The sequence below is a fragment of the Pectobacterium brasiliense genome (genome assembly GCF_016950255.1).
In the GTDB taxonomy this organism is placed as follows: domain Bacteria; phylum Pseudomonadota; class Gammaproteobacteria; order Enterobacterales; family Enterobacteriaceae; genus Pectobacterium; species Pectobacterium brasiliense.
This window is the reverse complement of record NZ_JACGFN010000002.1, coordinates 296,850-309,180: the sequence shown is the minus strand read 5'-3', so window position 1 is coordinate 309,180 and position 12,331 is coordinate 296,850. Positions and strand designations below refer to the sequence as shown.

The following is a 12,331-nucleotide window of genomic DNA, read 5'->3' as shown; positions in this document are numbered from 1 at the left end:
AGGAACGATTGGGAACAAGGGAAACTATGGAACTGCGGCACTTACGGTGTTTCCTCGCTGTTGCGGAAGAGCTTCACTTTGCCCGAGCTGCGGAAAAACTACATATAGAACAGTCGCCCTTGTCGCGCACCATCAGGGAATTGGAAGAAGATCTGGGCGAGCAATTGTTCGTACGCACCAGCCGCAGCACACGACTGACACGGGCAGGCAAGCTTTTTCTTGAGCATGTGCCGCGCATCTTCACAGCCTTGCAGCAAGCCCGAGACAGCGTGCAGGCTGCGGCCAATGGCTTTCATGGGCAATTACGCATTGCACTGTCCGACGGCACGACGTCATCGCGCTTGCCGAACTTGTTGGCGTTGTGCCGGCAGGAGGAACCCGAAGTCGAGATCCGTCTGTTTGAGGTGCCGCTTTCACAGCAGATCAAAGGGCTGCACGACGACCTTTACGACGTTGGTTTCGCACAATCCAATGAAGTGGGTGAAGGCATTGCAGCCCAGGCTGTGTGGAGTGATCCGCTAATGGTGGCGGTGCCAGCTCGCCACCCGCTGCTCAGACACAAGCGCATTCCGCTGGAGGAGATGATACGTTACCCCCTCGTGCTGTGTGATCCGCTCGCTTGTGAAGGACACGCGCGCCAGGTCGAGCGGGTGCTGCGCCGCGCGGAAATGGAGCCACTGATTGCAGAGCGTGTGTCCTCATACGACCTGATGATGGCGCTGGTATCAGCGGGCTTCGCGCTGGGCCTGACTGCCGCACCACACATCGAGGCCAGCCGCGAACCGGGCGTAGTTGCGCGGCCCTTGGCAGGCTGTTCCCCAGTGCTGACGACCTATCTACTGCATCGCGAAGGTGAGCCTTCGGAAGCGCTGTCCCGATTTATCGAGCGGGTGCAAGCTATTGACTTGCTCGAAGGCGCGAGGCCCGAACAACCACCTGAACCTGATGCCCCGGAGGACACCGAGCCATGAAGCGAATGACCCCTTTGCTGCTGGTCGCGGCGCTTACAGCATGCGACCCGTCGGAGCCGCCGAAGCAGGACTTCGGTGTCCCGACCGTGGAAGAACTGGCGGCCGATCCCGAACGCTTGAAGGAACTGCGCCGTCAGTGCAAGACCGAGCGTACGGCAATGGGAGACGTACTCTGCAACCGGGTAGCGGAGGCGACGAATAAGCGCTTTTTGGGCGACGGCAAGGTGCCTTACACGCCATCGGAAACGCCGCCCAAGTTCTAACTGTTGGCGGCTTGCCGCGTATCTTCGTTATTTTCTCTACACGCCGCAGCGCGCCCACGCCTGCGGCGTTTCTACTGGCTTCTTCTCTACATGGAGCCATGCTTTTTGCATCACCTTGCTGCCGATAACGGTCTTTGACCGGCACTGAACCGGCACCGATCCTGACGCCTGCGGCACGCCTTTGTGCCGCGTTTTCCACGGCGAATCAGCGCAGGAGAAATCGGAGGCCAAGGTATGCAAGCTCAGGGCGTTTTGTTCGGGCAGATCGCCGCCGTGTTCGGCATCGTGATCGCCGGTGTGTGGGGTGCCACGCAATGGACAGCCGCCGCCTTGGGCTACCAGCTACGCCTTGGCTCGCCCTGGTTCGACTTCCACGGCACACCGGTCTATTACCCGTGGAAGCTCTTCGAGTGGTGGTTTTTCTTCGACGCCTACGCGCCGCAGGTGTTCGACACCGGAGGCATGATCGCGGCAAGCAGCGGCCTGCTGGCCGTGGCGGTCGCCATCGCTATGTCTGTCTGGCGCTCGCGGCAGGCGCGCAAGGTGACGACCTATGGCTCGGCCCGTTGGGCCGATGCTGCCGACATTCGCAAGGCCGGGCTGACGCAGCCCGCCGGCGTCTTTCTCGGTCAGCATGACGGCCATTACCTGAGGCACGAAGGGCCGGAACACGTCCTGACCTTTGCGCCCACTCGCTCGGGCAAGGGCGTGGGCCTAGTGGTGCCAACGCTGTTGTCCTGGCCGACATCCGCCGTCATCCACGACATCAAGGGCGAGAACTGGCAGATCACCGCTGGCTGGCGCAGTCGATTCAGCCACTGCCTGCTGTTCAACCCGACAGATGCGAAGTCGGCGGCTTACAACCCGCTGCTGGAAGTGCGGCGCGGCGCGCATGAGGTGCGCGACGTGCAGAACATCGCCGACATCTTGGTCGATCCCGAAGGCGCGCTGGAGAAGCGCAACCACTGGGAGAAGACCAGTCACGCGCTACTGGTCGGCGCGATCCTGCATGTGCTGTACGCGGGGGAAGACAAGACGCTGCGTGGCGTCGCCAACTTTCTCAGCGATCCAGCCAGCCCGTTCGAGCTGACCTTGCATCGGATGATGACGACTAAACACCTGGGTGATGCGCAGCATCCCGTCGTCGCCTCCGCTGCCCGCGAAGTGCTCAACAAGTCGGACAACGAGCGCTCTGGTGTGCTCTCAACCGCCATGTCGTTCCTGGGGTTGTACCGCGACCCTACAGTGGCAGAAGTCACCTCGCGCTGCGATTGGCGCATTGCCGACCTGATTTCCGCCAAGCACCCGGTATCGCTCTATCTGGTGGTGCCGCCTTCGGACATTTCGCGCACCAAACCGCTGATCCGGCTGATCCTCAACCAGATCGGCCGACGAATCACCGAATCGTTGGACGGCAGCGACGGCATCCAACGCCGCCACAAGCTGCTGTTGATGCTCGATGAATTTCCGGCGCTGGGTCGGCTGGACTTCTTCGAGACAGCGCTCGCCTTCATGGCGGGCTACGGCATCCGCAGCTTTCTGATCGCGCAGTCGCTCAACCAGATCGACAAGGCGTATGGGCAGAACCATTCCATCCTCGATAACTGCCATGTGCGAGTGACGTTCGCCACCAACGACGAACGCACCGCCAAACGCATTTCCGAAACATTGGGCACGGCCACTGAGTTGCGCGCACAGCGCAACTATGCCGGCCACCGGCTTGCACCGTGGCTGGGGCACCTGATGGTGTCGCGGCAGGAGACGGCGCGGCCACTGCTGACGCCGGGCGAAGTGATGCAGCTTCCGCCCGATGAATCCGTGGTGATGGTGTCCAGCGTCGCGCCGATCAAGGCGAAGAAGCTGCGCTATTTCGCCGACGCCAATTTCAAGCAACGGGTAATTCCGCCGCCTGTGGTGACGGCAGGCCGCTATGCCGATGTGCCGCCTGCACGCCCTGATGACTGGAGCGGTCTAGCAATACCTGCGGTTCCTGTGTCACCGACCACGGCATCCGCTGATGACTTAGAGAACTTGGGTTCGACCGATGACGGCGGCCCACGCCGTCAGCCCGAACTGTCGGAAACCATCGCCTATGCCCCCGAGATGGATGCCACGACCAGCGATCTGTCGCTGCTCGATGACGACGACATGCCCCCGGTGCTTCCCGGCCAGCTCGATCCGGCTCTGCAACGCACGGCGCGGCTGGCATCTCTCGACCCCAACGACGGAATCGACCTATGAGCCAATACCGATTGAACCTGTTCATCCAGCATGAGCACGCCAAGCGTCTGGACGAACTGGCCGCCAAGAAAGGCGTGTCCAAGTCCAGCATCGTCGCCGCTGCCTTGGCATCCTGGCTGTCGCCTGATGCCGGCGACCAGCGTGAGGCCGCCATTGCCAAACGACTGGATCGTCTGTCGCGGCAGGCCGAGCGCCTGGAGCGCGACCAGAACATCCAGATCGAAACGCTGGCGCTGTTCGTCCGCTACTACCTGACCGTCAGCACGCCGGTGCCGGAGGCCCATCAGGACGCGGCTCGCGCGCAGGGCAAGGCGCGTTTCGAGCAGTTTGTCGAACAGTTGGGTCGCCACCTGCTGCGTGGCCGCAGCCTGGTGCGCGACGTTGTGGAAGAACTGCACCCCCAAGATCGTGAGTTCGGCATGCGCATGGATGACGCGGCGGCAATGGCTGCCGCCCATGAACGCACAGCGGAGCGTGCGTCATGAGTGCCGTTCCACAGATCGCGCCCGATCCACGCTCATCCGCTGCGGCGTCCCAGGATCGCCGCATCCAGATGCTGCGCACGGCGATGGGGCCGGTGATTGCCGCCGCGCTGGAAGACCCGGACGTGGTGGAAGTGATGCTCAACCCCGATCGGACATTGTGGGTAGATCGGTTGTCCTCTGGCCGTGCGCCGCTCGGCGTTGAACTACCCGAAGCCGATGGCGAACGCATCATCCGCCTGGTCGCCGCCCATGTCGGTGCGGAGGTGCATCGCGGCCAACCGCTCTTGACCGCCGAACTGCCGGAAACCGGCGAACGCTTCGAGGGCATTCTGCCGCCCGCCGCACCCGGCCCGGCCTTTGCGCTGCGCAAGCGCGCCGTGAGCATCATCGGTCTGGATCGGTATGTGGCCGACGGCATCCTGACCGCTGGGCAGGCCGAGTTTCTGCGTCATGCCGTGCGCGAGCGGCACAACATCCTGATCGCCGGAGGCACCAGTACCGGCAAGACCACGCTGGCCAACGCCTTGCTGGCCGAGATCGCCGCCACCGGCGACCGCGTGCTGGTGCTGGAAGACACCATGGAACTGCAATGCGCAGCCCGTGACCATGTGCCGCTGCGCACCCGTGCGGGCGTGGTGTCGATGCAGGAGCTGGTGCGCGCCACGATGCGGCTGCGCCCGGATCGCGTGATCGTGGGCGAAGTGCGCGGCGGCGAAGCGCTGGATCTGGTGAAGGTCTGGGGCACCGGCCACCCCGGTGGTATCGCCACCATCCATGCCGGCTCCGCCTTGGGCGCACTGCTGCGCCTGGAGCAACTGATTCTCGAAGTGGCGGTGAACCCGCCCCGCGCCCTGATCGCCGAGGCGGTCAACGTCGTCATCCACATCGCCGGACGCGGCCGCAAGCGCCACGTCGAAACCATTTCCCGCGTTGTCGGCTTCGACGGCGCGGGCTACCGCCTGGCGGATGCGCTGGAAGCACCGCTTCCCGAGTTGCCGCCGGTTCCTCTCGCAGCCGGTGCCGCTGCGCCTTCCCTGACCACTGATCAACCTGGAGAACTGCCATGACGCACTTTGATGCTTTCCGTCTTTCTGTCAATCCACTTTCTCCGCCGCCCACGCTGCCGCGGCTGCGTAGTCTGGTTCGCCCCGCAGGACAAGGGCTGCTGCTCGCGGTGTTGATGCTGTTGCTGGCGGGTACGGCTCAGGCCGCCGGTTCCTCAATGCCGTGGGAAGGCCCACTGCAATCCATCCTCGAATCCATCCAGGGGCCGGTAGCCCGCATCGTAGCGGTCATCATCATTATTGCGACGGGTCTGGCGCTGGCCTTTGGGGATACCAGTGGCGGTTTCCGCAAGCTGATCCAGATCGTCTTCGGTCTGTCCATTGCCTTTGCGGCTTCCAGCTTCTTCCTGTCGTTTTTCAGCTTCTCCGGCGGGGCCGTCGTATGAGCACGGCCACCGATCTTCCGGGTTTTGAAGTGCCGCTGCATCGCTCGCTGACCGAGCCGATCCTGCTGGGCGGTGCGCCCCGCACCGTGGCCATTGCCAACGGCACGCTGGCCGCCGCCGTCGGGCTGGGCCTGCAACTGTGGATTCCCGGTGTGGTGCTCTGGATCGTCGGGCACTCGCTGGCGGTCTGGGGCGCGCGCGTCGATCCGCAGTTCATGCAGGTCTTCGCCCGGCACATCAAGCACAAGCCGCTGCTGGACGCATAGGGAGAAGCCGACATGCTGAACCTTGCCGAATACCGCCAGCGGCCCGCGCTGCTGGCCGACTGGTTGCCCTGGGCCGGGCTGATTGCGCCGGGGGTGGTGCTGAACAAGGATGGTTCGTTCCAGCGCACAGCACGCTTTCGTGGGCCGGATCTGGACAGCGCCACGCAAGGCGAGCTGATCGCCACGTCGGCGCGGCTCAACAACGCACTGCGCCGCCTGGGATCGGGCTGGGCCTTGTTCATCGAAGCCGAGCGCCGCGCAGCGGCGGGCTATCCACGTTCCGACTTCCCCGAGCCGTTGTCCTGGTTGGTGGAAGAAGAACGCCGCGCGGCTTCCGAGGAATCCGGCCATCACTACGAGAGCGCCTATCACCTCACGCTGGCTTATCTGCCACCAGAAGAATCTCGCGCCCGCGCCGCCAAGATGCTCTATGAGAACGCACCGGGCGACGGTGTGGACTGGCAGGGTCGGCTTGAAGCTTTCGTGGCAGAAACAGATCGCGTGTTCGACCTGCTCGATGGCGTGATGCCGGAAATTGGCTGGCTGGATGACGCGCAGACACTGACTTACCTGCACGCCACGGTGTCCACGCGACGCTACCGCGTCGGTGTGCCCGGCGTGCCGTTTCACATCGACGCGTTGCTAACTGACTCGCCGTTGGTCGGTGGTCTGACCCCCATGCTGGGCGACCAGCACCTGCGAGTGGTATCGGTGCGGGGCTTTCCGACTTCGACCTGGCCGGGGATTCTGGACGACCTCAACCGTCTGGGCTTTGGCTATCGCTGGAGCACGCGCTTTCTGTGCCTGGACAAAGCCGAAGCGGAAAAAGAACTGGGCCGCCTGCGCCGCCAGTGGTTCGCCAAGCGCAAGAACGTCGTCGCGCTATTGCGTGAAACGATCTTCCAGCAGGAAAGCCCGCTGGTCGATACCGACGCCAACAACAAGGCCGCCGATGCCGATGCCGCCCTGCAGGAGCTGGGCAGCGATCAGGTGTCTTTCGGCTATCTCACTGCCACATTGACGGTGCTCGATGCTGATCCGGCGACCGCCGACGAGAAGCTTCGCATGGTGGAACGCGTCATCCAGGGGCGCGGCTTCGTCACCATCCCCGAAACCCTCAACGCTGTCGATGCCTGGCTGTCCTCGATCCCCGGCAACGCCTACGCGAATGTGCGACAGCCCATCGTTTCGACGCTGAACCTGGCGCACATGATGCCGCTGTCAGCGGTCTGGGCAGGGCCGGAGAAAAACGCGCATCTGGATGGCCCGCCGCTGATCGTCACGCGCACCGATGGCGCGACGCCGTTCCGGCTGGTGACGCACATCGGAGACGTGGGCCACACGCTGGTCGCCGGGCCAACCGGCATGGGCAAGTCGGTATTGCTCGCCACGCTGGCAATGCAGTTCCGCCGTTACTTCGGTTCGCGCATCTTCGCCTTCGATATGGGCCGCTCCATGCGCGCCACCATCCTGGGGCTTGGGGGCGAGCATTACGACCTGGGCAGCGATGGGGCGATTGCTTTCCAGCCGTTGGCCCGCGTCGACCAAGAGGGCTACCGCACCTGGGCCGCCGAATGGGTGGAAGGCCGCTTGCTGCACGAAGGCGTGGCCATCGGCCCAGAGGAGAAGGCCGCGATCTGGTCGGCACTCGGCAGCCTTGCGGGTGCGCCGGCGGAGCAGCGCACGCTGACGGGCCTGTCGGTGCTGCTGCAATCGAACGCATTGCGCCAGGCGCTCGCGCCCTATGTACTGGGCGGCGCGCACGGCAAGCTGCTGGACGCAGATTCGGATCGTCTTGGTTCGGGTTCTGTGCAGTGCTTCGAGATGGAAGAACTCATGCACAGCAAGGCGGCGGTGCTGGCGGTGCTGGGCTACCTGTTCGCCCGCTTCGATGAACGTTTCGACGGCGCGCCCACGCTGCTGATCCTCGATGAAGCCTGGTTGTTCCTCGATGACCCGGTGTTCGCCGCCCGCATCCGCCAGTGGCTCAAGACGCTGCGCAAGAAGAATGTCAGCGTCATCTTCGCTACTCAGTCGCTAGCCGACATCAAGGATTCGAGCATTGCTGCGGCGGTGATCGAAAGCTGCGCGAGTCGCATTTTCCTCCCCAATCCGCAGGCCACAGAGCCGCAGATCCGCACGATCTACGAAGGCTTCGGGCTGAACTCACGCCAGATCGAGATCGTGGCGACCGCGCAACCCAAGCGTGACTACTACTACCAATCGCGGTTGGGAAATCGCCTGTTCGACCTCGACCTGGGGCCAGCCACGCTGGCCTTTGCCGGGGCTTCCACTCCGCAAGACCAACGCGACATGGATCGCGTGCTGCTGGACGCAGGCACACCGGGCTTTGCCGGTGCCTGGCTGCGCCATCGCGGCCTCGATTGGGCCGCAGACCTGCTGCCTTCCTCACCGGCGGCAGCGTCCTTCCTCGCTTCTGATCCTCTGGAGGTTTCGCCATGAACACCCAACCCCGTTTGCTCTCTGTCTCACTCGCCGCCGTGCTGTCGGTATCGCTGCTGGCCTCACAGCCTGCGTCTGCGCTGACGGTGTTTGACCCGTCCAATTTCGTGCAGAACACGTTGACCGCTGTTCGCACGCTGGAGCAGATCAACAACCAAATCAACCAGCTTCAAAACGAAGCACAGATGCTGATGAACCAGGCGCGCAATCTGGCGAATCTGGACTTCAACATCGTCAATCGCCTGCGCTCGACGCTGGCAACCACTGAGCGCCTGATCGCCGAGGCGCGCGGCCTGGCCTATGACGTGCAGAGCATGGATGCCACTTTCGCCCGGTTGTACCCGGAACAATACGCCGCGACCGTCAGCGGCGACCAGATGCTGCGCGATGCGCAGGAACGCTGGAAGAACACTTTGAATGGCCTGCATACCGCCATGCGGATGCAGGCGCAGGTGTCGCAGAACCTGGCACAAGACGAAAGCGCACTGTCCGATCTGATCAGCCAGAGTCAGTCCGCCACCGGCGCGCTGCAAGCCATGCAGGCGACCAATCAGCTTCTGGCTTTGCAGGCCAAGCAATCCATCCAGGCGCAGCAACTCCAGATCACGCAGGAACGCGCTGCCGCGCTCGAACTGGCACGCCAAGCAGCTGCTGTCGAACGTGGACGTGAAGTGACGCGTCGCTTTCTAGGTGATGGCACGCCCTACACACCGCAGCGCGTGGATTTCTACGGCAACTGACGGGAGACGGCCATGCGATGCGTTTTCTTGGTGCTGCCCGTGCTGCTGGTCGCTTGCGGCCAGCAGCCGACCGAAGACCTGGCCGCTGCTCTGGCCGCCGATCCCGTGCGGCTAAAGGCTTTGCGTGCGCAGTGTGCCGCCGACAGGACGACGGCAGGCGAAGACGCCTGCCTGGCCGCGGCCGATGCCTTCCGGCGGCGCTTCTTCGCCGGGGAAACCGGGCCTGACGAGTTTCGCACGCTGGCTGATCTGCCGCCGATCCCGCCGAGCTTTGACACACCCGCCAGTGACCAAGACGCCATGCCCTTCGAGGGGGACGTGCCATGAATGACGTGACAGTGATCGACCGCTTTCTTGCTACTTTCTCGCGCTACATCGACTCGGGTTTTGGGCTGCTGCAGGGCGAAGTCGCGTTCCTCACCGCCACGCTGATCGTCATCGACATGACGATTGCCGGGTTGTACTGGGCGATGAGCCACGCCACCGGCCAAGGCGATGACGTGATCGCCAAGCTGCTGCGCAAGGTGCTCTACGTCGGTGCCTTCGCCTACATCATCAACAACTTCAACTGGCTGGCCAGCATCGTCTTCCGCTCATTCGCGGGCCTGGGCCTGACGGCCAGCGGCTCGACGATGAGCATGGGCGAATTCCTGCAACCGGGACGTTTGGCCAAGACTGGCATCGACGCGGCGGCACCGATTCTTGAGCAGATCAGCGACATGGCGGGCTTTCCCGAAGTGTTCGTGAACATGACGCCCATCGTGGTCATGTTCCTGGCCTGGGCGGTGGTGATCCTGTGTTTCTTCGTTCTGGCGATCCAGCTTTTCATCACGCTGATCGAGTTCAAGCTGACCACGCTCGCGGGCTTCGTGCTGGTGCCGTTTGCGCTGTGGAACAAGACCAGCTTCCTCGCCGAGAAAGTGCTGGGCAACGTGGTGTCTTCGGGCATCAAGGTGTTGGTGCTGGCCGTCATCGTCGGCATCGGCTCGGGCCTGTTTGCCGAGTTCCAGGTGCATCCAGCCGAGCCTTCCATCGACCATGCGGTGGTCATCATGCTGGCCTCACTGACGCTGCTGGCGTTGGGGATCTTCGGCCCTGGCATTGCCACCGGGCTGGTTTCCGGCGCACCGCAGTTGGGTGCCGGGGCGATGGCCGGTGCTGCTGTGGGTGCCGCAGGCGCGGCGGTTGCCGTAGGTGCCGCCGCCACCGGCGTGGGTGGAGCCGTGATGGCCGGGGCGCGCATGGCACCGGCTGCCGCCAAGCTCGCCGGGTCTGGTGCGCGGGCCGCAACCTCGGCGGCTGGCAGCGCGAAGACGGCTTTCCAGGCCGGTTCCGCCGCTGCGGGCGGCGGGGCCAAAGGCGCGCTGGCAGGGCTGGGCACTGTCGCCAAGGGCGGCGCACAGGCGGCAGGTCAACGCGCGGGTGCTGGCATCAAAGCAGCCGCTGCCAAGACTGCCGCGCCATTCAAAGCAGGCTGGCAAGGCTCCGGCACCGATGGTGGTTCAGGCGGTGGCGCTGCCAGTTCCGGGCAGGCCACCACAGACGATGCCGCCGGCAACACGGCCAATGCGCAGAAGCAGGAGCAACCCGGCTGGGCCAAGCGCCTGCAACGCCGCCAACAACTCACCCAGGCCACCGCCACGGTCGCGCACACGCTGCGCGGTGGCGACGGCGGCGGTTCGGGCCAAGGCCCGAGCCTGCGCCCCGATGAATGACCCGATAGCTGACTTTTAAGGAGAACCCCATGCGATTCAAACGACCGCAGGTGCGCTATGCCGATACGCCACAGCCTGCCACTCCGTATCAAGCCGCCGCCCAGGTGTGGGACGAGCGCATCGGCTCGGCCCGCGTGCAGGCCAAGAATTGGCGGCTGATGGCTTTTGGCTGCCTGGTGCTCGCGCTGCTGATGGCCGGTGGCCTGGTGTGGCGCTCGGCCCAGTCCATCGTCACGCCCTATGTCATCGAGGTCGATCAGTCCGGCCAGGTGCGCACCGTGGGCGAAGCGGCCACGCCGTACCGGCCCACCGATGCGCAGACGGCACACCACATCGCGCGCTTCATGACGCTGGTGCGGTCGTTGTCCATCGACCCCATCGTCGTGCGGCAGAACTGGCTCGATGCCTACGACTACACCACCGACCGGGGCGCGGCGGTGCTCAACGACTATGCGCGGGTGAATGACCCGTTCGCCCGCATCGGCAAGGAGTCGGTGACGGTACAGATCACCAGCGTGGTACGCGCCAGCGATGCGTCTTTCAACGTGCGCTGGACGGAACGCCGCTACGTCAATGGAGCGGCTGCCGGGTTGGAGCGATGGACGGCGGTGGTGTCCATCGTGCAGCAGACCCCGCGCACCGAAGAACGCCTGCGCCGCAACCCGCTGGGCATCTACGTCAATGGCTTGTCATGGAGCCGTGAACTGGATTCTTCTGAAGGAGCCAAACCATGAATGCACATTTCCGTAAAACCGCATTGCCGGTGATCCTGCTGGCATCGACTGTTCTGTTTGCAGGCTGCGCCACGCAGGGCAAACCGCCGCCGGTGATCTCGCTCGATGAGCCGGTTCAGGCGCAGCCATTGCCCGAGCCGCCCAAACCCATCGAAGTGGTGGCCGTGCCCGAGCCCTTGGCGCTGCCCGCACAGTTGAAGCCACTGCCGGACGTTGATGCGGCCCCGGTGGTACCGGAGCCTGCCGACGAGAAGGTGCGCGTCTCCCGCGCCAATGCCGAGGCGCGCATTGCGCCGACCCGAGAGGGCTACGTCAATGCGATCCAGGTCTGGCCGTTCACCGATGGCGCGCTGTACCAGGTCTATGCGTCGGTTGGCCGCGTGACAGTGATCGCGCTCCAGCCCGGCGAGGAACTGGTGACGGTCGCTGCGGGCGATACCGTGCGCTGGATCGTGGGCGACACCTCCAGCGGCAGCGGGGCCGATCTGCGCGTCAATGTGCTGGTCAAGCCTATCCGTTCCGGGTTGAAGACCAATCTGGTCATCACCACCAGCCGCCGCACCTATCTGCTGGAACTGACTTCGACCGACAAGGCATGGATGGCGTCGGTGTCCTGGGATTACCCCAAGGATCGGATGCTGGCCTTGCAGCGACAGGCACAGGCTGCCAGCGCTGCCGCGCCGGTCGATGCGGGCCTGTCGCTGGAGAACATCCGGTTTCGCTATGCGATCAGCGGCAGCAATCCATCATGGAAGCCGCTGCGGGCTTTCGATGATGGCGAGAAGGTGTATATCCAGTTCCCGGCAGGCATCGCTCAGGGCGAGCTGCCGCCGCTGTTCGTCATCGGTGCGCAGGGCGACGGGCAACTGGTGAACTATCGCTTCCGCTCACCGTACTACATCGTTGATCGCCTGTTCGGTGCGGCAGAACTGCGCCTGGGAGCCGACAAGGGCGATGTGGTGCGCATCGAGCGCACGCATGGCATCGCCGGGAGGAACTGAGC

Annotated in this window: 14 protein-coding genes; 13 read left to right on the top strand and 1 reads right to left on the bottom strand. The window is 64.2% G+C overall.

Annotation, left to right across the window (positions count from 1 at the left end; translation table 11 throughout):
* The first annotated feature begins 26 nt into the window (after positions 1-26).
* Both H4F65_RS15990 and H4F65_RS15985 read left to right on the top strand, forming a co-directional pair.
* Positions 27-971, top strand: coding sequence for a LysR family transcriptional regulator (locus H4F65_RS15990; protein ID WP_010280381.1), 945 nt, complete (start codon positions 27-29; stop codon positions 969-971).
* On the top strand, positions 968-1,234 hold the full coding sequence (locus H4F65_RS15985; protein ID WP_010280379.1) for an EexN family lipoprotein: 267 nt from the start codon (positions 968-970) through the stop codon (positions 1,232-1,234). Before H4F65_RS15990 ends, H4F65_RS15985 begins: the two co-directional genes overlap by 4 nt.
* 36 nt (positions 1,235-1,270) lie before the next feature.
* On the opposite strand, the gene H4F65_RS15980 is transcribed toward H4F65_RS15985, so the two are convergent.
* The gene (locus tag H4F65_RS15980; protein ID WP_146235404.1) at positions 1,271-1,474 is read right to left on the bottom strand and encodes a hypothetical protein; all 204 of its coding nucleotides are present in this window, start codon (positions 1,472-1,474) and stop codon (positions 1,271-1,273) included.
* Here H4F65_RS15980 and H4F65_RS15975 point away from each other — a divergent pair.
* The 11 genes from H4F65_RS15975 to trbG are packed head-to-tail and all read left to right on the top strand — an operon-like array spanning position 1,469 to position 12,329.
* Positions 1,469-3,475: a conjugal transfer protein TraG gene (locus H4F65_RS15975; protein WP_010280377.1), complete on the top strand. Its 2,007-nt coding sequence runs from the start codon at positions 1,469-1,471 to the stop codon at positions 3,473-3,475. The two genes, H4F65_RS15980 and H4F65_RS15975, sit on opposite strands and share 6 nt — an antisense overlap.
* On the top strand, positions 3,472-3,960 hold the full coding sequence (locus tag H4F65_RS15970) for a ribbon-helix-helix protein, CopG family (protein ID WP_010280375.1): 489 nt from the start codon (positions 3,472-3,474) through the stop codon (positions 3,958-3,960). Before H4F65_RS15975 ends, H4F65_RS15970 begins: the two co-directional genes overlap by 4 nt.
* Positions 3,957-5,027, top strand: coding sequence for a P-type conjugative transfer ATPase TrbB (trbB, locus tag H4F65_RS15965; RefSeq protein WP_010280374.1), 1,071 nt, complete (start codon positions 3,957-3,959; stop codon positions 5,025-5,027). Before H4F65_RS15970 ends, trbB begins: the two co-directional genes overlap by 4 nt.
* Complete coding sequence (locus H4F65_RS15960; RefSeq protein ID WP_010280372.1) at positions 5,024-5,410, top strand: TrbC/VirB2 family type IV secretion system protein; 387 nt, start codon at positions 5,024-5,026, stop codon at positions 5,408-5,410. Before trbB ends, H4F65_RS15960 begins: the two co-directional genes overlap by 4 nt.
* On the top strand, positions 5,407-5,676 hold the full coding sequence (locus H4F65_RS15955; protein WP_010280369.1) for a VirB3 family type IV secretion system protein: 270 nt from the start codon (positions 5,407-5,409) through the stop codon (positions 5,674-5,676). The genes H4F65_RS15960 and H4F65_RS15955 overlap by 4 nt, the downstream gene beginning before the upstream one ends.
* Positions 5,677-5,688: 12 nt before the next feature.
* Positions 5,689-8,139 (top strand): conjugal transfer protein TrbE, encoded by a 2,451-nt coding sequence (gene trbE / locus H4F65_RS15950; protein WP_010280367.1) that lies wholly within the window; start codon positions 5,689-5,691, stop codon positions 8,137-8,139.
* A complete protein-coding gene (gene trbJ, locus H4F65_RS15945) occupies positions 8,136-8,879 on the top strand; it encodes a P-type conjugative transfer protein TrbJ (protein ID WP_010280365.1) in 744 nt (247 codons plus the stop codon). The genes trbE and trbJ overlap by 4 nt, the downstream gene beginning before the upstream one ends.
* 12 nt (positions 8,880-8,891) lie before the next feature.
* Positions 8,892-9,206, top strand: coding sequence for a hypothetical protein (locus tag H4F65_RS15940; RefSeq protein ID WP_010280362.1), 315 nt, complete (start codon positions 8,892-8,894; stop codon positions 9,204-9,206).
* A complete protein-coding gene (gene trbL / locus H4F65_RS15935; RefSeq protein WP_010280360.1) occupies positions 9,203-10,594 on the top strand; it encodes a P-type conjugative transfer protein TrbL in 1,392 nt (463 codons plus the stop codon). Before H4F65_RS15940 ends, trbL begins: the two co-directional genes overlap by 4 nt.
* A gap of 29 nt (positions 10,595-10,623) precedes the next feature.
* Entirely contained in the window at positions 10,624-11,328 is a 705-nt protein-coding gene (gene trbF, locus H4F65_RS15930) for a conjugal transfer protein TrbF (protein WP_010280358.1), read from the top strand.
* The gene (gene trbG, locus H4F65_RS15925) at positions 11,325-12,329 is read left to right on the top strand and encodes a P-type conjugative transfer protein TrbG (protein WP_010280356.1); all 1,005 of its coding nucleotides are present in this window, start codon (positions 11,325-11,327) and stop codon (positions 12,327-12,329) included. Before trbF ends, trbG begins: the two co-directional genes overlap by 4 nt.
* Positions 12,330-12,331 lie beyond the last annotated feature (2 nt).